Source organism: candidate division WOR-3 bacterium (genome assembly GCA_016934535.1).
In the GTDB taxonomy this organism is placed as follows: domain Bacteria; phylum SDB-A; class SDB-A; order SDB-A; family SDB-A; genus JAFGIG01.
This window is the reverse complement of record JAFGSQ010000061.1, coordinates 1-23661: the sequence shown is the minus strand read 5'-3', so window position 1 is coordinate 23661 and position 23661 is coordinate 1. Positions and strand designations below refer to the sequence as shown.

The 23661-nt window shown below is 44.2% G+C and carries 22 protein-coding genes and 1 tRNA gene; 6 read left to right on the top strand and 17 right to left on the bottom strand.

Features of this window, described 5'->3' with window-relative positions; genetic code table 11:
• Positions 1-20 precede the first annotated feature (20 nt).
• From JXL83_08980 to JXL83_08930, 11 genes are all read right to left on the bottom strand, one after another.
• Positions 21-299: a pyrimidine/purine nucleoside phosphorylase gene (locus JXL83_08980; protein ID MBN2364251.1), complete on the bottom strand. Its 279-nt coding sequence runs from the start codon at positions 297-299 to the stop codon at positions 21-23.
• A gap of 15 nt (positions 300-314) precedes the next feature.
• A complete protein-coding gene (locus JXL83_08975; protein ID MBN2364250.1) occupies positions 315-2477 on the bottom strand; it encodes an aldehyde:ferredoxin oxidoreductase in 2163 nt (720 codons plus the stop codon).
• The gene (locus JXL83_08970) at positions 2478-2870 is read right to left on the bottom strand and encodes a 4Fe-4S binding protein (protein MBN2364249.1); all 393 of its coding nucleotides are present in this window, start codon (positions 2868-2870) and stop codon (positions 2478-2480) included.
• A gap of 77 nt (positions 2871-2947) precedes the next feature.
• Positions 2948-3571 (bottom strand): phosphatase PAP2 family protein, encoded by a 624-nt coding sequence (locus JXL83_08965; protein MBN2364248.1) that lies wholly within the window; start codon positions 3569-3571, stop codon positions 2948-2950.
• Positions 3572-3589: 18 nt separating this feature from the next.
• Positions 3590-5620, bottom strand: a complete 2031-nt coding sequence (locus JXL83_08960; protein ID MBN2364247.1) for a DUF3160 domain-containing protein — start codon at positions 5618-5620, stop codon at positions 3590-3592.
• 69 nt (positions 5621-5689) lie between these two features.
• Positions 5690-6316, bottom strand: a complete 627-nt coding sequence (locus tag JXL83_08955; GenBank protein MBN2364246.1) for a hypothetical protein — start codon at positions 6314-6316, stop codon at positions 5690-5692.
• 95 nt (positions 6317-6411) lie between these two features.
• A complete protein-coding gene (locus JXL83_08950; protein MBN2364245.1) occupies positions 6412-7350 on the bottom strand; it encodes a SufD family Fe-S cluster assembly protein in 939 nt (312 codons plus the stop codon).
• On the bottom strand, positions 7347-8102 hold the full coding sequence (locus JXL83_08945) for an ABC transporter ATP-binding protein (GenBank protein ID MBN2364244.1): 756 nt from the start codon (positions 8100-8102) through the stop codon (positions 7347-7349). Before JXL83_08945 ends, JXL83_08950 begins: the two co-directional genes overlap by 4 nt.
• A complete protein-coding gene (locus JXL83_08940; GenBank protein MBN2364243.1) occupies positions 8099-8584 on the bottom strand; it encodes a ferritin in 486 nt (161 codons plus the stop codon). Before JXL83_08940 ends, JXL83_08945 begins: the two co-directional genes overlap by 4 nt.
• Before the next feature lie 15 nt (positions 8585-8599).
• A complete protein-coding gene (locus JXL83_08935) occupies positions 8600-8980 on the bottom strand; it encodes a desulfoferrodoxin (GenBank protein MBN2364242.1) in 381 nt (126 codons plus the stop codon).
• A 15-nt stretch (positions 8981-8995) separates the two neighbouring features.
• Positions 8996-9691 (bottom strand): flavin reductase, encoded by a 696-nt coding sequence (locus JXL83_08930; protein ID MBN2364241.1) that lies wholly within the window; start codon positions 9689-9691, stop codon positions 8996-8998.
• Between the two features lie 153 nt (positions 9692-9844).
• Here JXL83_08930 and JXL83_08925 point away from each other — a divergent pair, with 153 nt between their 5' ends.
• Together JXL83_08925 and JXL83_08920 are read left to right on the top strand one after the other, a co-directional pair.
• Entirely contained in the window at positions 9845-11083 is a 1239-nt protein-coding gene (locus tag JXL83_08925; protein MBN2364240.1) for a formylglycine-generating enzyme family protein, read from the top strand.
• Between the two features lie 4 nt (positions 11084-11087).
• Positions 11088-11768: a hypothetical protein gene (locus tag JXL83_08920; protein ID MBN2364239.1), complete on the top strand. Its 681-nt coding sequence runs from the start codon at positions 11088-11090 to the stop codon at positions 11766-11768.
• On the opposite strand, the gene JXL83_08915 is transcribed toward JXL83_08920, so the two are convergent.
• Entirely contained in the window at positions 11765-13279 is a 1515-nt protein-coding gene (locus JXL83_08915) for a T9SS type A sorting domain-containing protein (protein ID MBN2364238.1), read from the bottom strand. The two genes, JXL83_08920 and JXL83_08915, sit on opposite strands and share 4 nt — an antisense overlap.
• A gap of 100 nt (positions 13280-13379) precedes the next feature.
• Positions 13380-14042, bottom strand: a complete 663-nt coding sequence (locus JXL83_08910; protein MBN2364237.1) for a hypothetical protein — start codon at positions 14040-14042, stop codon at positions 13380-13382.
• Here JXL83_08910 and hemW point away from each other — a divergent pair.
• Together hemW and JXL83_08900 are read left to right on the top strand one after the other, a co-directional pair.
• Positions 13998-15167, top strand: coding sequence for a radical SAM family heme chaperone HemW (gene hemW / locus JXL83_08905; GenBank protein MBN2364236.1), 1170 nt, complete (start codon positions 13998-14000; stop codon positions 15165-15167). The genes JXL83_08910 and hemW overlap by 45 nt on opposite strands.
• A 331-nt stretch (positions 15168-15498) precedes the next feature.
• Positions 15499-15576 (top strand) — tRNA-Asp (locus tag JXL83_08900).
• Between the two features lie 2 nt (positions 15577-15578).
• Here JXL83_08900 and JXL83_08895 read toward each other — a convergent pair.
• Positions 15579-17180, bottom strand: a complete 1602-nt coding sequence (locus JXL83_08895) for a hypothetical protein (protein MBN2364235.1) — start codon at positions 17178-17180, stop codon at positions 15579-15581.
• 154 nt (positions 17181-17334) lie between these two features.
• Here JXL83_08895 and JXL83_08890 point away from each other — a divergent pair, with 154 nt between their 5' ends.
• Positions 17335-18750, top strand: a complete 1416-nt coding sequence (locus JXL83_08890) for an FG-GAP repeat protein (GenBank protein ID MBN2364234.1) — start codon at positions 17335-17337, stop codon at positions 18748-18750.
• 166 nt (positions 18751-18916) lie between these two features.
• On the opposite strand, the gene JXL83_08885 is transcribed toward JXL83_08890, so the two are convergent.
• From JXL83_08885 to JXL83_08875, 3 genes are all read right to left on the bottom strand, one after another.
• Positions 18917-19414, bottom strand: coding sequence for a DUF937 domain-containing protein (locus JXL83_08885; protein MBN2364233.1), 498 nt, complete (start codon positions 19412-19414; stop codon positions 18917-18919).
• Between the two features lie 80 nt (positions 19415-19494).
• Positions 19495-19932 (bottom strand): peptidoglycan-binding protein LysM, encoded by a 438-nt coding sequence (lysM, locus tag JXL83_08880; protein ID MBN2364232.1) that lies wholly within the window; start codon positions 19930-19932, stop codon positions 19495-19497.
• Positions 19933-20503: 571 nt separating this feature from the next.
• Positions 20504-22105 (bottom strand): T9SS type A sorting domain-containing protein, encoded by a 1602-nt coding sequence (locus JXL83_08875; GenBank protein MBN2364231.1) that lies wholly within the window; start codon positions 22103-22105, stop codon positions 20504-20506.
• A 170-nt stretch (positions 22106-22275) separates the two neighbouring features.
• Between JXL83_08875 and JXL83_08870 the strand changes: the two genes are divergently transcribed.
• Positions 22276-23325, top strand: coding sequence for a Fic family protein (locus tag JXL83_08870; GenBank protein ID MBN2364230.1), 1050 nt, complete (start codon positions 22276-22278; stop codon positions 23323-23325).
• Positions 23326-23661 lie beyond the last annotated feature (336 nt).

The following is a 23661-nucleotide window of genomic DNA, read 5'->3' as shown; positions in this document are numbered from 1 at the left end:
AGATTCACTCGCAGAAAAAATTATCCGTAATAACATACGTACGAAGTCGCTTCCTCCGCTTTGACTTTGAATTTGGTTTCAGCAGGAACATCAAAACTCTGTCCCTTGGAATATTTTCTTGACGGGTGTCCATTGTAAGTCACTTCGAGGCATCCGTGCGTGATCTCCATCAATTCCTTGACGCCTGTTCCGAACTCGAACTCTCCGGGCATGATGACGCCCACGGTGAACTTTTTCTTTACGCCATCGGGAGCGAGGCTTTTTACCTTGCCGTCGAAATATTCGTTTATATTTATCATTTCTTCTCCATCGGATTAAAGGTGCTTTTTAACAACTTCGATTACTTCGGGAAGATCCATTCCGATTTTTCTGAGGTGTTCTATCGTAGGCACCCCTTCTTTTGTCCAGCCTCTTCTCTGGTAAACCGCGTCAGTCAGCTTTTTGTACTGGTCTTCCCTGAATTTTCTCAGTTCTTTCACCTTTTCCCGGGTGTTCATTTTTTCAGGGTCGAGGCCGATTTTTTCTTTGAGCTGTTTGTCGTAGCGTTCATTCCTCGATTCGTATTCCTCTTCCGTCACGGGTCCAACCGATCTGTATGGAATCGCGTCGTTCGTTCTTTTTCCTTTGCCAAGTCTTATGTTGAAAACCCTCTGGAAGTTGTAAACTCTCTCGGACTGTAGTATGAGCTCCTCTTTGTCTATGTTCCTCCCTGTTATCGCGTTGAAGATGTCGACGTAGTTCTGGACATGTTCCGGGACTTTAGCAGGTTCGCTGGTCCTGGCGTTGTCCTCGGGCGTCACGTCGTTCCAGGGCAGTTTGCAAAGCCCCTGAATTCCGAACCAGGTTCTGAACATCGGAAAATAGTGCAGGGCTTCGGCTTTGTCTTCGAACGTCGGTATGAGGTTTTGGACCATGTCCATGAAAATGAGCCACGCTTCGTCGTGCTGGGGACCCTTGTTGGTCAGACCGTATCCACCCTGCATCGCCAGGGATTCTTTGGTGACGTATTCGGAGTATTCGAGTCCTTTGGCTTCCATACCGAAATCGTCCATGAGTTTTCTGTCCGCTCCGAATTCTTTTTCGAAATAATCCTTCATCTGCCTGATGCCTTTTCCCGCTATCAGCCCGAATCCCTCGCCTCGCGAAATCCTGTGAAGAAGTTCGAGGGCGGATCCGGCGTTCCCCCAGGAAAAATCGAGCCCGCCGGTTTTTACGGCGTCCAAAATCCCTTTTTCCCAGCATTCCATTATGAAAGCAGTCATTGTCCCGAATGAAATAGTGTCCAGTCCGTAAGAATCGCAGTAAAAATTTATCTCCAAAACGTCCCTCATGTCGAAAACGCCGATGTTCGAGCCGCAGCCCGCCACGGTCTCGTATTCCGGTCCGTCGACGAGTACTTTGTTTCCCTTGTAAGGTCCGGTGGTCAATTCAAAATTTTCTACGACTTTTGCGCAAGCCATTGTACAACCGTACCAGCAGCCGTCAGGTTTGCCCTTTGAAAGAAATTTCTCATAAAGCTTGTCGGACGCCAGATTTTTTGCCATTTCGTGACTGCCGAACTTGTAGTTCATCGTGGGCAGAAGGTCGTAGTCGTTCATTATCTCGGCAAGATGAGCGGTTCCGACTTTTCTCATGTTGCAATCGAGTTCGTCACGCTGGATTATTTCGTCGTGGAGTTTCAGACCCACTTTTTGGAGTTTTGCTATGTCGGCGGGATCGTTCGATGAGGAAGTAAGGTTCGAGAATCTGACGACGAGCGCTTTAATCTTTTTGTCTCTGAAAACCGTTCCGATTCCGCCCCTGCCGGCCTGTTTGAAGCGGACTCCTTTCCTCCTCTTGTCGTAAAGTGAAAAATTGAGACATCCGATGTACGCATGTTCTGATCCCGTTCCGGCTGTAACCGAACTGACGTGAATTTTATCCTCTTCGTTCTTTGAAAATATTTCCACCAGCTGTTCTCCGAGCACGTGGCTGTCAACCGCTTCCATCGGTGCTTCCATTATTTTCACCGATCCTTCGTCACCGTCTATAAAAACAATCACATCATTTTTCGCTTTACCCTGCAGTTCTATGGCGTCGAATCCGGAAAATTTCAGATACGGTCCGAAATAACCGCCGACGTTGGAATCTATAGGTATTCCAGTCAAAGGTGAAATGGTGACCACTATAGACTTGCCCGAACCCGCATAATTTGTATTACCTCCAATGGGTCCTGCCGCAATGACAACTTCGTTTTCAGGAGAGTTCCATCTGGTTTTTTCATTGACTGCGTCCCAGAGAAGCTTCAGGTCGTATCCTCTTCCTCCCGTGAATTTTTCCTTCATTTGCGAGGAAACCGGTTTGATCTTTATCGTATTGTCGGACACATTGACGTAGAGAGTCCTGTCGTTGTAGCCTCTTCGGACAGGTTTCAAATCGTATTTGATCTCAGCGAGCTGTTTGTGCGAAGCTTTGATTTTTTCGATGTCTCCCCTCATTTATTCCTCCTCGGCAATTTCAATGGCGCCCGACGGGCATTTTTCAGCGCATTTTCCGCAGGCCACGCATTTAAAGGGATTTTCCAAGCCTTCCAGCCACATCATAGCATTTATAGGACAGACAGCGACACAGGCGAGGCATCCGACGCAAAGTTTTTTATTGAGTATTACTACTCCCTGAGAAGTTATAGAAAGAGCCTTGACAGGACACTCGTCGACGCACAAACGGCATTTCTGATTGCAGACGGTTATCTCGAAGCCTTCTTCCTTTTTTGGAGTTATCTTTATCGAAGATTTTCTGTGATCTTTTTCGCCAAAGAATGTCTCCGAGCAGACGTCCATACAAACCATACAACCGATGCATTTATCAGGGTGAGTTTTCAGGTATTTCATGCCTTTTCCCTACCTCCCTTAATTTTTTGACGGGACAATTACATATCGATCAATAATAAATCACAGAAATGAAAAAATCAACTTCGTACTTTTTTTCTCTTTTCCCGATATCCTGAATGGATTTTGATTGATAGATCACAGAGCCATTTGGTAAAAAAAGCGCACACTGCTCCTGTCGCAAATCCCGCCGCGACATCGGAAGGGTAATGAACTCCTGTGTATATCCTCGATATTCCGACTAAAAAAGCCGCCGTAAGAAAAAAAACGGAAAGCCGCCTGAGATAAAACGAAGAAAACAGGGCAAATGCGGCGGCGTTTGCCGAGTGATTGGAAACGAATGAAGAGGAAGATTTAAAACCTGTCACTCCGTCGGTGATCAACCATCCGGCGGTCTTTTTATCGAAATAAAATATACCGGCTATTTCCTGACAGGGTCTTGGTCTGTCAAACAACTCCTTGAAAAATCTTGCTCCCAAAAGGTCCGACAGTCCGACAGCTGCGATCGCGAACAAAAAAAGCACGATTCCCTTTTTCTTGTATTTTCTCAGAAAAAAAAATAAGGTCAGGGCCAGCGGGAAAACCGCTGCTTTTTCGTCAGAGAAAAAAACAAAAAAATAATTCAGAAAAACTGCGTGCAATGTTTTGTTTATTAATTCCAGAACAAATATGTCGGCGCCGAAAGGCAGATAGCTTAGTGTCATAAAGTAATTGTCAGGGACTCATTCAATTATGAAATTACCCGACCACTCAGGTCTCGGCGGTTCGGAATTTTCTAATAGCATTTTTCTCCATTTAGAGTCCGTAAGTCTGTCGTCCATCGGCCACGGGAATTCGTAGTAAGAATATACGCCTCCTCCTGCGAGCTGAGGCCTTCCTTCTTTACCCTGAGTTATTACGAATATCTTGAATATTTTTCCTGTCGCCTCCTGAAGGACTCTGCCGTTCGGATCGGTCGCTATGTCCGTGACGAGTCCAGCCCATTCCCAGTCGGGATTTCCTGCAGGATCGTCCGCGGATTCAAAAACCATCCATTCGAGCCATCCGCCGAAATAATATAGACGGTCGAAGTCTTCCCTGCTCAATTCTTCTCCCCTGAGTTCTTTAAGAGATACCGATGCCATGTACCGGGTTTCCTCTTCAAGGTTTGCAAGCAAGCCTTCAGAAGCTTTCAACTCAACGCCGGTTTTTTCCAGCGCTTTTTCGGTCAATTCGACCAGCTTCAAAAGACTGTAAAAGAATTCAGGATCAGGCTCGACGTGACAGATGTACTTATCGTACGGGATGTCGTCGCCGCATTCTGCCATTACCTGATTCGCGTAAAGCACAGTGTCATGTTTGAGTTCAGTGTAACTCGCCAAAGCGGCGTAGAGATTTCTCAGCGTCCACGATAGTTTTCTCATGTACTTCGGATATGACTCGCCTTTTTCCCTGACGTATGTTTTCAGTACGTAAAGCCAGTAAATGTACACATCGGATTGCCACTTTTCGGGAGTAATTCTTGAGACGAGGGCTTTCAGTTTTTCCATGTTCTCGGAATAATTTTCGATTTCAGTGTCGCCATCGCTTTCGAGAATGCCGTACGCTTCTTCGCTGCCAAAAACAGCGAACAGGTCGAGAGCTTTGGGCAGCATTCTTGTGTTTGAAGGCGTCCCGACTTCGCTGTAGACAAGTTTTTCATATACGTGTGAATCGAATACGTATTTTTGTCCCATAAACCTGAAACCGGGGTCATTTTCTGAATATTCAAACGGCAGGTCTTCGCCCTTGGATATTTTTTTTATCTCAGATAAAAACTCCGTCCCTTTTACCAAGCTTACGAGAGCTGATTTATCGGGGGAATCACCGTATATTTTTCTGAAAACAGATACGGCTTCGACAACGCTGAGATCTTTTGACCTTCCTACAAAATACTCAATGGGCTCCGATATTTCCTGCCATTTTTTCAGATAATCATTCCCGGGTTTTGACATTATGTCGGCAAAGACAATGATTCTTCGGATATCTCCGAGATCGTCCGTTGAAAATGTTATTCTTCCGAACCACATCATCGCCCTGAAATATCTCTCTCTTTCGGGTTTGCCGTCGTAATGCCCCCTCGGCCTGTATTGACTGTAGTCCTCTTCGTAGATATCTTCTCCCTCAGTCATAAGGGTTGAAACATCTATGCCCTGGGCTTCGGAAATCCTTTCTATCTCGTACTGTGCAGCAATCATTACCGCCAGTGGGAGTGCCGAAGGTTTTTCGTCCAGAAGAAAACGTGCTATTTCAAAATACGTCCAGACATCCAGCGCGGCGTCTTCGAACTGCGTGCCTCTTAGCTCGGAATAAACATCCTTCGCTTCGGCGCAGAGGTCCACCGTGAGCATCAGCAATCTCTCCCTCAAAAACTCGTCCTCAAGGCCTCTTATTATTTTATTGAAGATCAAATGGTAGGTGTGCAGCATGGCGTCAGCAGTGACGTAAACAGGAACGGAATCGTATTTAAAACCGTCGTACAGACAATAAAAATCCCTTGAATTTCCTGGAACAATGACAAAACCGTTCTGACAAAGAAACCTGGCCTGACCTTCATTGAGGCCGGCAAATTCCAGATACAAAATCTTTTCGGGATCAACGGGATACCTGAAGTCGGCCCCCTGGTATGAGGCAGGAATTGAATCTTCAATATTGAAGTCGGCGCCGGAAAGTCTGGCCAGAGTAAATATTACAGGTATGGAAAGGATTACTGGAAAACGAAACAGTCTCATCATATTAACCTCCAGCAAAATTTACAAATAGAATATCACGAAAAACTGAAAAACACCAAAAGAGCGGGTAAGTCATTTGACGCGCACTTGTAAAATGCTCGTTGTTTCATTTATTTCCAATGAATCATAAAGGAAAGATCTTTCTCCACAGAAGCAGTCCCTTCTGAAACCGAATCCGTCCCATATCCACACTGCCACGTCTGTTCCGTAGCCCGTTGACCAAATCGTATAATCGCTTTCAATGGCGGCGATCTCGAAAACTTTGTCTTTGTCGGAATCTATCTGCTCGATTTCAGTGAAAGGAACGAACATTGGAGATCCAGCCCACAATAAACTGCCGGTTGTGTCGTTCGGAGACTTCGGACCGAAAACAAAAATACTGCACGAGAGCCCTCTTTCGTCTTTGTTGCCTGAAATCACGGTCTCCATTTCGTGCCAAACGGCAAAAGGCCAGTCTCTGAAAGGGCGTTCTATGAGATAAACTTCGTCCGATAATCCGTCTCCAGTTATGTCAGCGGAAAACGAATCGATAACCCGGTAGTCTTCTCTAATCAAATCTCTGTTTAAAAACTCCGGTTCCGCAACAGTTATTTCCTGAGTCCGGTCATATAATGAATCGTGAATTTCAAGTATTGAAGAGTCTGTAACGGCAAGATAAAGGAAACCGGAAACCAGAGCGAGAACTACAGCGCAAAACATTCATGACTCTGTCATGACTGATCTTGCTGACAGGGTAAAGATTCCGCTGAAATTCATTCCAGCGGGAAAAGCGATAGCATTTTTCCTTCCTGCTTTCATTCTGACAGCATCCCCTGTATTATCATTTCTTCGGCGGCTTCTTCAGAAACGCCTCTCGACATAAGCGTTTCGAGCTGTCTGTTGTCGACGCTTCCTATTGCAGCTTCGTGAGTTACGCGAGCCTTGGGATGTCTGACTTCAACTATCGGCACTGCGTTGGCTACTGCTTGGTCCATGACGATTTCCTTGCAGTCAACATGACCTCTCGAATAAGCTCCCGATGCGATAATTTTATTGAAGACATCGGCTCTCGACCTTCCGCGCAGGGCTATCTTGGTCTTTAAAACTCCTCTCGAATAAGCTCCTTGGAGCAATCCGGTCTCCCTGATTGAAATTTTGTCGTCTTCGGTTCCGTTTATCCTAGCCGACATTTCAAGGACAGAGTTTTCCGAGCATTTGGCCTCGTAGTCTATATCAATGACGCCGACTCTGCCTCTGAGAAGTTCGAATTCCGTCGAGAATTTTGCACCTTCGCCCAGCTCCACAACAGTTTTCGGCACGACCCTCACTCCGCCTTTCTCGCTGTGAACGTGCCTTTCGAAATATCTGAAAACAGAATATTTTCCGAGTTTTATACTGCCATTCATCAGGTGCTGAACGTCTATCGCGTTCGGGAAAACGCAGTGAGCGAGAACGGACATCGAAGCGCGCTCTTTCATCACGGCTTCAACTACTATATTTTGAATTCCCTGTTCAGGCAGCATACCGAAACAGAGATGGACGGGTTTTTCAATAACTATTCCTTCTTCGAGTTCGATGAGGACGTGAAGGCCGTTTTCGATCGTCTGGGTTTCAACCTTGAGGCCTTCAACGCCGTTTTTGCTGACGACTTTATCGTGGCTAATTATGAGATGGGCGATTTTCGGGTCCAGAAGATCGTTAATATCTGAATCGGTTTTCGAAAAAAGTTCTTCTGCATTCTTGTTTTGGGTCATTTGACTCCTCTGTCCGGCATGTTTTTGTGGGAACAGGGTATGCATTTATTCTCAAAGTATTTCGAAATTTTAGACACGGCTCCTTTGTCGACAATCCTTCCGTCACACATCAAAAACGCGTGATCGGAATGTTTCAGTACTTCGAGGCTGTGGGTTATCATTATTACCGTGGTTCCTTTTTCCTTGAGTTTTCGTACTACGTCGAATATTCTACCTAACGATTCCACGTCTATCCCTGAGTCAGGTTCATCCAATATCGCCAGTTTGGGCTTCATCAGGTATATTGATGCGAGTTCGATTTTCTTTCTCTCGCCTCCGCTCAAAGTTTTGTCCACATTTCTTGTAAGGTATTCATCGGGATCCAATCCTACCTCTTTTAGGGCTTTGGCCGATTTTATTCCGGAAATCTTTTCCGACGCGGCTCCGACGAAATCTTTCACTTTCAGTCCTTCGTATCTCGCGGGTTCCTGCCAGGCGAGTGTCATACCGAGTTCAGCTCTTTCGTAAATCCCGAGTTCTTTTAACGATTTTCCCCGAAAAATTATTTCGCCTTCGTAATCCCGATAGCCGGAGAGTCCCATCAGGATTCCGGCTAACGTGGATTTACCAGCGCCGTTAGGTCCGACTACGGCGTGAACGTGACCCTGCCATATCTCGGCATCGAGGTCGTTAATTATTTTTTTCCCGTTTAGAGAAAGCGCGAGATTCCTTATCCTGAGAACGCTTTTCTTCTCCTTATCTCTTTTTATCATTCTCTCGTTCCGAGCTCCCTGTCGAGCATGAACATTCCGTTTTTACTCTCTTTAATCATGTCGAGTTTGTTGAGAATCTCTCCGGCACTCGCTTCTTCTTCAATTTGCTCGGTTACGAACCATTGAAGGAATATCTCCGTCGCGTAGTCGTTTAAGTCTCTCGCTGTTTTGACAAGTCCGTGAATGAGTGAAGTTACGTGTTTTTCGTGTTCGAGAGTTTTTTTAAAAACTTCAAGAGGAGAAGCCCATTCCTTGTCAGGAGCGTCGATTTTCGAAAGTTCAGCTCTTTCGCCTCTTTCGAGTATGTGATCGTATATTTTCATCGCGTGGCCGAGTTCTTCTTTCGCCTGAATTCTCATCCATTTGGCGAAACCTTTCAAATTCCTGTCTTCGAAATAAGCCGACATAGAAAGATAAAGATAAGCCGAATAAAGCTCGGCGTTTACCTGATCGTTTAGCTCTTTTATCATTTTTTGATCCATGTTTTATTTCTCCTTTTACTTGACCGACCACAGTCCGTGGACGTTGCAGTACTCTCTCGCGATAATTTCCTCGCCCTTACAGTTTTCGAACTCAGCTTCGGGGTTCTCACCGGGTTTGAGAAATTTTTTGCACACCTTTTCGCCGCACTGGACTTCTATCCATTCTATGTAATGGGCGTCTTCCATAGGGTGAGTGACGGATCCAACTTTGACTTTGATTTTGTCGCCCGTTTTTTCTATTACTGGCAGGTGTTTTTCACCGGCGCCTTCTTTTGTCAGTTCATCTTTAAGTTTCATCGGTTGTCCGCAGCAGACGAGCGCTTCTGCCCCCGGATGCAGAACTTCGATTATGTTGCCGCATATATCGCATTTGTAGATCTGAAGCTTTTTAGTCATTACATCCTCCTTTATTTAAGACTGCGGGGAAAAGGAGTCTTTTCCCGCGCCGCATATCGGACAAACCCAGCTTTCGGGGATATCTTCAAAAGCCGTTCCCGCCGGAATGTTTGAATCGGGATCTCCGACCTCGGGGTCGTAGATATATCCGCAAACATCGCAGACATACTTTTTCATCTTTTCCTCCTCCGGTTTTGTTTCTTCAGTTTTCTTAACATACGTTGGAGCATTTTTAGGAGACAGCCCTTTTTTTACGTTGTGGTAAAAACTATAGGTCATGGGCTCATCTTCATTGCATACCTGGGCTTCGACAACTTTGCCTATGAAAAGAGTGTGGCTTCCAACGTCGGTCTGGCTTATTATTTCGAGTTCAAAATATCCTGTCGTGTAGTCAAGAACAATAGGGGCTCCAAGTTTGCCTATTTTGTAATTTATACCCTGGAATTTATCTATTTCCCTTCCGCTTTTAAAACCAAAATTTCCAATAAATTTCATGGGCGCGTTCTCGGATAATATAGATAACGCCACTACGCGGCTTTCCTGAATGTACTCGTGGGTGAGATTGTTTTTGTTGATGCTCAGAGCTATTTGAGGAGGATCGGAAGTCACTTGAAAACATGTGTTGACAATTTGACCGTTGAATTTGGAGCCTTTTTTGGAACAGGCTATATAAACTCCGTAACTCAACTTGTAAAAACATTTGGGGTCCAATCTGCCTCCGTTCGTTTTAAATAAAGATACTGCTTTTTGGCACAATTACAATACCAATAACACAAATATTTATTTTTAATCGTTTTTAAATTATAATTCATTCCAACAAAGGAGTTGCGGATGCAAAAAAATTGTCCTAATTGTTTTTTCCCAGTGAATGAGAAAGACGTAAAATGCCCCAATTGCGGATACAAGCTTTTAAAAGACGTCCCCCCTCCACCCGACGACTTTCCTCCCCCTCCTCCGGCAAAAAAGGAACCTGAAAAAATTCCGCCCGTCACCGTCGAAAAAACTCCGGAAAAACAAATTCCGCCCCCTTCTAAGACCGATTACCCGGAGTATGATGAGGAAGAGAAAAAATCCAAACTGCCGAAAATACTTTTGTCAATATTTTTTATTTTAGTCATTCTCGCAATTCTCGCGATAGTTTTTTCCAACAAATTTTTTAAAAAACCACCTCAGATCATAACCGAAGAAATTTTCAGGTCATTGCCCGAAGGTTACTCTTTTATACCCGAGGGTATTTGCAGAATTGGTTCGACAAGGCCTATATTCGACGACGAGAAACCGACATTCAGAGTCAAGATAGACAGTTTTCTTATGAAGACCACGCCCGTGACGAACGCCGAGTTTTACTCATTCGTCAGGGAGACAGGTTACATAACAGATGCCGAAAAAGACACAACAATAGGTTTTTATACAGACACGACCGGTTACCAGCACGACGGAGGAAACTGGCAAAGGCCGAGAGGGCCGGAAGGTCCAGACGCTCCGACTGATATTCCTGATCACCCGGTCACTCAGGTCACATGGTTTGACGCCGCGCGATACTGCAACTGGCTTTCTTCAAAAGAAGGTCTTGACATTCAGTATGACACCGTCACATGGCAGTGCCGGTACACGAACGGCTACAGGCTTCCGACGGAATACGAATTCGAGTATGCGGCACAGGGAGGAACAATAGCCGCTTACCCGTGGGGAGACGAATCACCCGGAATAGAAAAAAGCGAGGCAAAAGCCAACCACGCGGGTTATTCGACGATCGGAGAATACATACAGGACATGGAAAAAGGCGACTTCGCGTCTGTTTTCAGCCACATGGCAAGGGACGGATTCATGCACACCTCTCCGGTAAAAAACTTCGCTCCAAACAATTTCGGACTGTTTGACATGGCCGGCAATATTTGGCAGTGGTGCTCGAATTTCTATTCAGACTACCCTCCTGCGGGAAGCAATTACAATCCGAGAGGACCTGAATCGGGTGAATACAGATCGATGAGAGGAGGCTCCTTCGGACACGACTTCAGGTATCTACGATGCTCGTCAAGGGGCAAGAATATTCCGATGATGGCAATAGAACTCATAGGATTCAGAACGGTACGATCCTTCTGAAAACATGCCTAAGTATTTTTTTTATCTGCTGACAGGATTCATTGCTGTCCTCGTCCTTCTGTCGGCCGGGTACTGGCTTGAGTCCGCTAAGGGCATAAAAATAATCACCGCTGAATACACTCCGATAATAACCGGTTCCCTGTTTTTCATTATCTGGGTCCTGTTCGTTGGTTTGATACTGACCATACTCAAAAGGCGCTCCGACATTTCTAAATTTCTGACTTTCATGACCGTTGAAAAGGTTCAAAGTTTTTTTATAATGGGCAGGCGCTATTTCGGACGCTACAACGACAGGAGCGTCGAAATCTTCTACAGACCCGCAATGAGAAACTCTCCGGCGAGATTGGAAGTCAGGACCCCTGTCTTTATGCCTTCTAAAGCCGTCTTTTACTCTTCGAGATTTCTTTTTCAGAAAACCGGTCTGGAAAACTGCGTGCCCGTTGATTTAGGCGGGAAAAAAATCCGGGTAAAAGCCGACGGCCAGGCCGGAGCCGATCGGCTTCTTTCGCTTTCCACTCTGAGAGGAGCTCTTGAGCTATTCACCGGAATAACACCAAGATTCGGACATTTCATTTTATGGATAGACCGGTCCTCTGTTTTCCTCAAAGTCTCCGGCATGCGCATCAAACTCGACCGCATCGGAGAAACGGTGTCGTGCCTCTGCCGGCTCGATAAAAAAACCTAAAGAACTGAAAAGATTTTTTTTGTCAGATACAGATTTCTGTCTGCATCGGCCGTCACTCCTTCTATCCTGAGGAAATACATCCCGGCAGGAAAATCTGTCAGGGGAATTTCGCACGAACGTCCCGGATTCATGATCACTCGTCTTACGGGGAGGGTTTCCCTTCCCGATATGTCATAGAGGGAAATCAATAACTCGATCTCCGTGTTTCCGGAATAAGAAACGACGATTGTCGAAGAAAAAATAACGTTGCTGACTGACAGGAAAGCTCCGCAAGCGCATTCCCGGTTTTCCTCCACGCCGGTGAATTCAAAAAGAGAATCCGCGTTGAGCAGGATCGGCATCCTCATGTATGCCGGGGAATCCGAAGTTGCCGCAGAGACTTTCAAGGTTCTTGTTATTCCTATCCATTGCATCATCTGGCTGTTGCCTGAAACGCCGGCGGCTCCGGACATGACTTTCCAGCTTCTGTCTGCGGTCATTGAAGAGTCCGCCTGTATTGAATCTGTTATATTATTGTACCTGTAACAGTACACTGGCGGATGCAGGGCGCGGAAATGGTTCGTGCAAACGATGTTGTAAAGAGGCAAGCCGGGATCGTGTGAATACGTTCTGAAGGTGTCTCCGGCCTCGTTGTCGCATTCGATTGCGAGCGCAGGGATTATCTCTCCCGCTTCCGATGTTGCGTGTATTATCGAAGAACCGTAAAAATTATGCGAACCAAATGAGCTCAATACGTCATTTACGTCGCACGTCCCGTCGTTATTGTAATCACATCTCTCGACGGCGTCTCTTGCGGCCAGGAGAGCCGGGTACAGGTTCGTCGGATTGGGATGACTCGGCGTGTTCCCCATGTTTTTGAAAGCCGTGACGCCGCTGTCGTTGACAGCCGAAAGAGCGGCGACGAAACCTGAATAGGCGACAGATAGCCAGGGCTGTTCGTCGTTTTCAGAGGGTATGTGGACTATTACTAAATGGTTTTCTTTCAGAACGGAATTTGACGTCCAGTCCATCATTCTCGTTATCACCAAAGAACCCTGTAAAACCGAGTCCTGGGCAGTCATGGGTCCCCAGCTCGAGAGACTTGAACACTCCAAAGCTTCGACCAGTTCGTCTATTGCGCTCGTCATAAGTATGTCGACCGAATCGACGTCTCTTCCAAGGACCTGCGACCATACGCTGACGCCTGCATCTTCCATTCCCTGTATCATCGCTCCGGTTTCAGCAAGGTATCTGTCGTTGAAATAGCAGTTTTGCTCAAAAAAGGTTCTGACTCCGGTGTACAAGCCAGCATTGTTGTAGAATATACTGCTGAGCACATAATTCTCGAAGACGTTTTTTATTCTCGGGGCCAAAAGGTAGCCGTGAGCGTAGCCTCTCTCCTGATGAGAACCCCACACTTTTAGAACCAGTATGTTTCGGTCAACTCTCACTGTGTCTCCGTTTACGGCCTGCGCATGGATGGCGGCCGTAAAACAAAGGCTTGAAATCAGAACTATCAAAACTTTTTTCATGTATTCTCCGTTCTCGCGCTTGAAAATTAATTTATTAATTGCCTCCACAGTACTGTTAACAACAGAAATATTCCAACAATTGAACGAGCAGTTTTAACGCTCATTCCCCAATAAAAAAATACATCATACCGTTTATTCCGCCCGGTTTATCAGGGCAAAACCAGAAATTGTCACTCAACTGGATTTTGCTGAAACGCACTGCATCAATTCTTGACAAAGCAAGTAAAAAAAGCGAAAGCTCTCCTCTGTCTGCTCCCGAAGTCCTGCAGAGATCGTCTGTGCTCATCGATCCGTCAAGGTTTTCGATCCACACCATTCCCGTAGAATCTAAAAACGGATAGAATTCAGCCCACCTCGACCCGCACCTGTAGGCAAATCCTTCTGTTTTGCCGAACACCGTGTCAAAACGGGAAGGCAGGTCGTTAATCCCTTCAAGTCCGAATCTCCTGTAAGGGTATAGCTTTCCGGTCCAGGCGCCCGTTCTTTCGGCAGTTAAAAATTCTTTCGCGTCGTAGATGGCCCAGGAAATATGAGCGCAAACAGGCATTCCCGCCATGCTCTGTCTCGCCGTGTCAGTGAGCAGAAAAGCGACGTCCTCGCTTATTTCTTTGTTTCCGTGAAGATAAATTATGTCCGCCCACGTCAATATATCAGCGCTTGTGTAAGGGTCGTTTTCAATCCGCCTGTAAAGTGATAGAATTTCATTAAATTCAGAACAATGAAAAAAAACGACACCGAAAGAAACGGCCAGGAGCCAATTCATACTCACTCCCATCATCAAACTCAATCTCTTCTTGCCACCGACTATTATGTTCACGTTCCGCTTTGCGTAAAAAAATGCCTGTACTGTAATTTTACATCATTCCACTCTACCGACAACAGAATTTCTCAATACCTTTCAGGATTAAAAACTGAATTGTCTGAATACAAGGCGCATCCCAGGGCCAGAACTCTGCACATCGGCGGAGGGACTCCCAACATATTGCGCGGAAAGAACGCAGTCGCTTTCATGTCCTTTCTCGAATCTTCCGGACTGAATGATCCGTCGCAGGAATTCGCCGTCGAACTCAATCCGGAACTTGTCGACAACGATTACGCGAGGTTTTTAACCCTTGAAGGCGTAACGAGACTCTCTCTCGGCGTACAAAGCCTGAACGACAGAAAATTACGTTTTCTCGGAAGGATTCACAGCGCCTCGAAAGCTCTTGAAGCCTTCGAGGCTTGCAGGAAGTCCCGCGCCAAATCAGTCTCTGTGGATTTTATATTCGGTGTTCCCGGCGAAGACGAAAAATCCCTGAGAAAGGACCTTGAAAAAGTGCTGTCTCTCTCGCCCGACCACGTCTCAGCTTACGCTCTGACAATTGAAAAAGGATGCCCTCTTTTTGAAGACACGGAAAAAGGCAAAATAAGACCTTTGGACGAAGAAAAATCTCTTTCTCTTTTCAGGCTCGTAGGAAAAATACTGTCAGACAGCGGATACGAGCGGTATGAAACAAGTAATTTCAGAAAAGATTTCAACGCGAGAAGCGTCCACAATTCTCACATCTGGAAAGGAAAGAACTATTTGGGTTTCGGACCCGCTTCTGTGTCGCGTATAGGAAACAGGAGGTGGAAAAACATATCCGACCTTGTTTCCTATTCTAAAGGAAAAATTCTCGCTGAAAGCGAAGAGGTCACCGAACAACAAAGAAGACTCGAAATACTGATGACGGGATTGAGGACAAAAGAAGGTGTCCGCCTCGGTATATTCAAAAATTTCAGCAGAGAAAAAACCGGAAATTTGATTGAGAAAAATTTAATATCAATATCAAAAACAAGGTGCCGTGTGACTGAAGAAGGCGCAGTCCTCGTAGACGAGTTAACCGCGATCCTTTCTTCGATGATCTGAATTCTATCTTTTTTTAAAAAATTTTAATCAAAGAACTAAGAATATTTCTACCAAGAAGGCTGGCTTATTTGCATAAGGCAAATAAACCAGCTACACGAAGTTATAAAATTTGGTAACAAATTTTATATAGAATAGTTTCTTTCTTATCCTTCGCATCCATTAGCGTTCATTCGTGTCAATTCGTGGTTAATTTTTTTCTTTCTTTTTTGCGGTTAGTTTCTTATATTCTTTTTTCACACTACATTATAACCGTGGTGGAAGTTCTTCAGTTCTCTTCTCTACTAAAATCCTTGACTTTAATTTTCAATTACTTATAATTCCTTATTCCAGAGGGGTAGTGGTGCAGTTTGGTTAGCACACTGGCCTGTCAAGCCAGAGGCCGCGGGTTCGAGTCCCGTCTACCCCGCCATCTTACATTAGTTCCCATGTTATATGGATATTTCTTGGCATATAGTTTGAGAAATCTATAATATTTTCCTTCAATTTTAATGCCTGAGCCGAATCCGTACCGAAAAATCCGACGACCGTGTCTCCGAATACAGTATTCCTCGGGATTTCCCATTGACAGACCTTCACCCACTGATCCGGAATCTTCTGTGCGATTTCTTTCCATTTAACTTGAATTATCGCGATCCGGGCATTTTCCGAACTCGACCATTCGTACACATCATCTTTTGTATATCCGTCCGTTTTCATTCTGAAGTTCAACGGTTCTATACTGCCTAAACCGGAAACATCTAAGATTTTGCAGTCACAGTAATATGACGCTATTCCAATGTCGTTGAGTACAATCACTGCACCATCATAATATTTTTCCAAAAAAAGAGCTGGAAATACGTGTTCCAGATATCTGTCGTTCATCGCATAATAAACGTCTCTGGTCATTTTTCTGCCTCTGTCAACCAGAGGAAAAACGATTATCAACATTGATACGCATAAAACGAGCAATTTTACCGGCTGTACAGGTCTTGTCCAGTTCCTTAAAAGAATAAACAGCTTCTTCGATATGATCGGCAATGAAATCAAAAGTCCCAAAGCGATAAGATATGCTTCGTACCGATATATCCAGCCTAATGCGGCAAATTGCAGATGCAAAATAGTAACCAGAATAACCACGGGAAAAAGATAATTGTTCCTTAAACTTTTCTCCTCGGATTCTGAATTCTTTATATAAAAGCTTATAATTATCAGAGCCAAAACAGACAAAAGCGCATGACAGGACCAGAGTTTCCTGATGGCCAAACCTCCGATTGAATCCAAAATTCTTTCAAATGAACTGAACGAAAGAGAGGCTCTTTTTATAAGCACTGAACTTGGAAAAAACTTCCATCCTTTGGCTGTTGAAAAAGCACCGTGTATAAAAGCCGGCATAACACCCGAAGTCCCGACAATCACAGCTGTTTTGTATTTTTTGATAAAAAGCAGGAACAAACAAACCGATAGAACTGCGAAAATTCCCTCATATCTCACAGAAGAAAGCAAAAAAGCGATAAAGGAAATTTTCACGACACCCGATTTTCCGCATTTATCACGTCCGATAAGATCAGACGCAAAATACAAAAATACCGCAGTCAGCAAAATATGTAAAACATGTTCCATGGCGATTAAAGTCAAAGCAGGCAGTGAAATTGAAAACACCAAAAGATTCACCGCAAAAAAAGTGGCGGTCAGATTCATGGTTTTATGCAGAAAATTAAAAGCAAAAATTATAAACAACACTCCGAATGCAATATTGAGAACCAGTGGCAGCCAGATGCTGCTTCCAATAACAAAATATAAAGATGATAACAGCAACGTCCAAAGAGGTGACGAAGAACAAAAAGAATGTGTATTTCCGTTGACACCCCATACTCCGTTGCCGGCAAAATTCCGGGCTAAAGCCATGTGTATGTACGTGTCATCGAGAGGGTAAACAAATGTTCCGGAATTTGATCTAATGCCCGAGACAACGAGAATAATAACTGTAGCTGAATAAACAAATATGCAAAGGAAAAGTGTGTTTATTTTTTTCATTTTTTATTACAAACGGTTTAAACCTAAATTATTCAGTAATTTATTCCAATGCAAGAGATATTTCATGATAATACTCTGTTTATTTTGTATGACAAATGGTGTTTAATTCTTATAATAAAAGAGATTTTATAAAATTCTTTAAAGGGGAATTGTTGTGAAAGGAATAAGATTAATATCGTATGGAACGTTTAAAAAATTGATTGTTCTGTTGACATTGACTTTTTTTGCAAAAGATTTCGTTCTATTTTCTTCTTTTGATTCCGATTGGACTTTTTCCACCAAACACATTTATGCGAATTTAGGTCTTTCCGTGACTTCCGTGTCTTCTGCCGGCGACGTTAACGGAGACGGATACGACGACATTATCGCGGGGGTCCCGTACTTCATGGATGAGGAACCTTTCGAAGGAGCCGCTCTAGTTTTTTACGGATCTGAAAACGGCTTATCATCTTCTCCGGACTGGTTGGCGGAATCCGACCTGGTGGAAGCTAAATTCGGATGGGCTGTGTCCGGAGCCGGCGATGTCAACGGCGACGGTTATTCGGACGTCATTATCGGATCACCGGGATACGGCGACGAACAAAATGACAAGGGAAGGGTTTTTATATATTACGGATCGCCTGAAGGACTCTCTGAAACTCCTGATTGGACATCCGAAATAAATCAACTCGAAGCATTTTTCGGATCTTCGGTTTCATCAGCAGGCGACATCAATAAAGACGGATATTCTGACATCGTAGCAGGTTCTTACAATTTCTCCAACTATCAGGAATATGAGGGCGGGATTTTCGTCTATTACGGATCTTCTTCCGGCCCCTCCAAAAATTATGACTGGTCCTATGAATCCGATCAGGAATGGTCAAACCTCGGATGGTCTGTTTCCAGTGCCGGGGACGTAAACGGCGACGGTTTTTCCGACATTATTGCTGGAGCGCCTTATTTCGACTTCGCGGATGAGGAATTCGGCTCCGCGCTGGTTTTTTACGGCACCGGATCAGGGCTCCCCTCGGAGCCCGACTGGACAGCCATGCCCGTTCAGATAGGAACTGAATACGGAACCTCGGTCTCCTCTGCCGGCGACGTCAACGGCGACGGATACGACGAAGTTTTGATCGGGGCGCCGATGTTCAGCGGCGGCGAGGCCTGGCAGGGCGCAGCGTTTTCGTTCAGCGGATCTTCCTCCGGTCTTTCGGACCTGTTGAACTGGTCCTTTGCGTCAGGAATTGAAAATTCCGTTTTCGGATACGATGTTTCGGCCGCCGGAGACATAAACGGCGACGGTTACGGCGACGTCATTGTCGGAGCCCACGGTTATAAAAACGGCGAGAGTATGGAAGGAGCAGTTTATCTTTTCTACGGTTCGCCCACAGGCCTTTCAAATTCTTCTTATTCGTTAATTGAATCCGATGTCGAAAATGCGCTGTTAGGCATTACAGTTTCCTGTGCCGGCGATGTAAACGGCGATGGTTTTGACGACATTGTTGCAGGAGCATCCGGAATTACGCTCGAAGACGACACGCAGGGAGCAATTTTCGTATGGTACGGATCTCCTACAGGTCTTGAAAAATAACAGCGTATTAACTTAATTATTCTACTTTATCGCTTTTGTAGACTTCGGATACTCTGCGACCAGATCGAGAATTTCATCAGGTGTGTCTTTCAGAGAAGGTGTTCTTCTGTAAGCGATTTCGATCAGCGCTCTGTTCGCTTTAGTCGTATATTCGACTGATTGACTATTAATCTCCGCTCAATAAAGACATAACTGTATCAAGGGCTGATGGCGCCGGTGCACTTCCTACAAGCTGGGAAACAATACCCGATTTTCCTCCCTGTTTTTTCAGCGCTCCCATCGCCAGTCCTGCCGCCAGAGGCAGCATTTTTTCAAGTATTTTTGAATCTACCCCCGTAATTTCAGAGGTCTTTTTTGCAAGTTGTTTACTGACTTCTTTGTTTTTAAGCACATGACCGAGGATCCCGTTGCCGTCCGAAATTGCATTGTCTGAATCCAGCGAATTCGCGTCGTTCAGATATTTATCGTGATTCCCGTTGGCGAGCGCACCGAGCAAACTTTCCAGTCCCCCTTTTTGGGACACATTTTTTTTAATACCTTCTGTTAAAGCAGGTAGAAACAATTTTACCACTTCCGCGGTCTGCTGTTCACTGAGCCCGAATTTATCTCCGATTTTATTCAGAGGTGACGCATCGGAATTCAGAATCGATTCAAGCAATCCCATGTTTTTCTCCTTAACATTACAAATATTAAAAAAAATGGTGTGTCATCATGGATATATGACACACCTTGAAGTTAAAACTATTACTTTTTGGGTATCCTGAGAACCTGACCCGGGTATATCTTGTTAACGTCTTTCAGCATGGGTTTGTTTGCCTCGAAGATTGTGTTGTATTTGTTCGGGTCCCCGTATTGTTCCTTGGAGATTTTCGAAAGGGTGTCTCCGGATTTGACAGTATAATATCCCGATTCGGGTTCGGCCTTACCGATGGCGATCTTGTCGTCTATCTGAGCGACGCCCTTTATGTTTCCGAGACACAGAATGGCTTTTTCCCTTTCTTCCTGAGATTTTGCTTTTCCAGAAACGAGGACTTTTTCCTTGTCGACTCCGATCTTGAGATCCTGAATCTCAAATCCGTGCAGTTTCAATTCATTGGCCAAATCTTCGGGTTTCAAAGTCGCCTGTTTTGCGTCTTTGATAAGGTTTTTACCCGCGTCTTTTACAAAATCGAGTAACGCCATTTTTCCTCCTGTCTTAAACTGTTAACATAATTTTATTACGAAAAGGGAAAAAATCATACCAAAGTTTTGACGATTAAAAAGCAAGCAATTCATAAGTAAATTTATAAACCATTCTTACTTTCCGACAGAGTAAAAATAGACGGCTTCGTGAAGATGGATTGTTTACATTTTTTCCTTCGTGGTTGACATCTCTTCTTGTTTTTTATTCTGTAAAGACTAAATACAATTTCTACCACGACTGCTAATTCACTTATTTGATGCATTACGAAGAAAAACCAAAAATAATTTTTACAACGAAGCGAAGGGTATTACAGCAGCAATACCCTTCTACACGAAAGTTCACTTATTTGCTAAAGACAAATAAGTGCCCTACACGAAGTAATACAAATTTTATTAAGAATAATCTATTTGTTTTTTTTCTTCACCTTCGTGAAGGGATAAAGTAAGGCTTTATCCCGCTTCGTGGTTTAAATTTCCTCTTTCTTAAATTTTATTAGCAAAAAACATAACCACTGATAACAAAAAAAGGCGGATTTATTCCCGCCTTTGTTATTATCAATGAATCAATTATCTAAAAAAGAACAATAGGCTTTGAGAGATTCCGATCCCCTGCCCTTACGCTGACGAAATACCTGCCCGAACTCATCTCCGCTGCGTTCAGGACATAAGAATGACTTCCCTCAGAAACCTTCCCGAAATCTTCCGTCAGGACATTTCTGCCGAGAACATCGTACATTTTCAACGTCACTGACTGCGGCGTCTCAAGAGTAAAACTGACCCTTACAATATTATTCTGTCCTGTGATATTCCAATCCAGAAAGACTTCAGAAGGGATTTCTTCAACGGCGACATTGTCATTCGAGTCAAACCAAACATTGTCTGATCCGTATTGACGATATACTACAGCCCTTCCGCCTAAGGTGACAGTAGCTTGAGACGTGACTTCACCGGTCACCTTGTATTCGTTTACTGTTATTCTGCCGGTCCAGTTCCCGTCAACATTGTAAGCGACAACTAAAGAATCGAAAACACCCGGAATGGCTGCCACAGCGCAAAATTCGCTGCATACACCCGTCTGCCAACCCGATCTGACGTAAGGATGAACAGACTCGGCATCACCCGTCATCGGCCATAGTTGAGACAAAGTCCAAGTCTGACCGGCGTCATTGCTGAAGGATTCTTTTATTATTTCCCCCGAAACTGCAATCTCCTCATAGAGCACTTCTACCCTGTTCGCACGATATGCTATTCTCGTGCTCGCAACGCAGGGACGTGTTCTTCCCTGAAGGTTTTGATCAGAGACCCATATATAATCTCCTCCACCGCCAATATCAGTGATACAGCACCTTATGGCATTGCTGTCTGATGTGTTCGTGTAAACGCACACCTCATAAACATAATCAGTCCCAAAAGAAATGTATGGATCCCTTCCGCCCCTGTTCGTGCTGTGGCTGAAAACATTCCATGTCACTCCGGCGTCGGAAGAGCGGATTGAAGCCCAACCGTAATTTGACGCCGTCACGCGGCTATATGAGCACCAGATATCGGGTATCGCTTCGTCGGTGATGTCAATCGAAAGTTCGAGAGGTTTTTCAAATATCGTTACTGTGTCCGGAAACTCTTTCCAGTTACTAGTCATTGATGGTTGATCAATAGTGCAGAACCAAAGCGATCTCTTGTTTGTTACTGAAAAAGAATCTATCATGAAAAAATAAATGTCAGGATCACTTCCTGTGTGATTCACTCTCATTTCCACGTCAAATATCTTATAGGGAACTAAAGGAGTAAACTGAACTATCCTATTCCACGTTACTCCCTGATCAGCGGATTTATATATTTTTAAAGTGTCATATTGGCTGTTTTTCGAAATCAGGACGACATACAGGAAACCGTCATTATCGTAGTCCAATGAAATTATTGAATTTTCCATGCAACATTCATTCGATATCAGCCTGTCCGTCCCCCATTCTCCGTTGTAACCGGAAGGTGTTTCTGGCCTGCTCTGCAAATCGGGAAGATAAGGATAGACTTCGTTGCTTGTATTAGGCAGAAGTTCCAGGGGGTCCTGGTCTTCTATTATGCTTACAATTTTCGCGCTCTGATAATCGCGTATAGATGAATAAGCGTTGACTGCCGTTGCCAACATCAGTATTAAAACTAAAATTGCCTTCACCATCTCTCCTTTGTTGAGTTTGAACATTTCAATACCTTTTAGGCGTTAAAAAAACATTAAATCATTTTATTTAAAATCGCTGAATGATATTGGATATATAAAATGCCCTGATCAATTGACACGGATTTTATTTCAATTCAAAACAAGTTATAATCGAGCAAAGAGGAAAAATGTCTTTTAAAACAAAATTTAGAATAACTCCCAAAATGAATAAAAATCTCACGGAAATTGAACGTGTGAGCGGTTTTCTTGACGCCATAAAACTTAAAGAGGACTGGATATCCGACATACAGAAAAATGCTCTTGTAACTGAAGCCCATCATTCCACTCACATCGAAGGGACCGGCCTCGACTTCAATCAGGCGAAAAATATTCTGGCCGGCCACAAAGTTTTGGGCGTTGACCCAAATGACAGGCGCGAACTGTTAAATTACAAAAAAGCAATGTTTTTTATATCCAAATATTTGGGCAAGAACGATCCGATTACTGAAGAGATTATATGCAAACTTCACGAAATATTGGTAAAAGGCGTCAGGAATGACAAATCAGATCCGGGTAATTACAGAAAAATACAAAATTATCTCATTAACTCAATGACCAAAAATATTGTCTACACTCCTCCCCCTCCCTCAAAAGTCCCGGCCCTGATGAAAGAGCTCGTCAAATGGCTCAACAAGCCGGGAGAAATGTCGCCGGTTCTCGCCGCCGGTATATCACAATTTCGGCTCGTTCACATTCATCCTTTTATAGACGGCAACGGCAGAGCTGCCCGTCTTCTTTCGACTCTCGTTCTCTACAAAACCGGTTACGATTTCAAAAAGCTTTTCACTCTTTCCGAGTTTTACGACAGAGACAGACCTTCCTATTACAAAGCGATACAATCTGTCAGAAACAGCAGGATGGACATGACCTCCTGGTTGGAGTATTTCGTCAGCGGCCTCAGTTCGCAGATGGCTGAAATCCGGCTGAAGGGAGAAAAAATAATCTCCAGCGAAGAGAAAATGCGAACATACAGAAAAATGGATTTAAACGAAAGGCAGATAAAAGCGTTGAAACAAATACTGATTAACGGAAAAATAACAATCAACGAACACCAGAACAAAAATCTCTGCTCAAGAAGGACCGCCCAGAGGGATTTTGAGATACTCGAAGAAAAAAAGATAGTCAAACCGGTGGCTCAAAGCGCCACGGACCCGACTAAATACTATGAGCTACTGTGACAAACTACTGCGCCGCACTGCGCCATATCACTGTATCATTTTTACGGTAAGATTTTTATACTTTTCTTTTCTTAACCTTCGTGTAGAAAAAATGTTTACATTTTTTCCTTCGTGCAGGTGGGAAGCGATGCTTCCCACCCTTCGTGGTGGATATCTCTTTCTTTCATTTATCGTCTCTTCGTGTAACGATATTTTGAATCTTCGATTCAAAAATCTGATTCGTGGTTAATATTTTTCTGTCTTTTTCGCGTCCATTCGTGTCAATTCGTGGTTATAACTTATTCTTTCCTTTTTTCGCGTTAATTAGTGGTTAATTCTTTTTTTCTTTTTAAACCT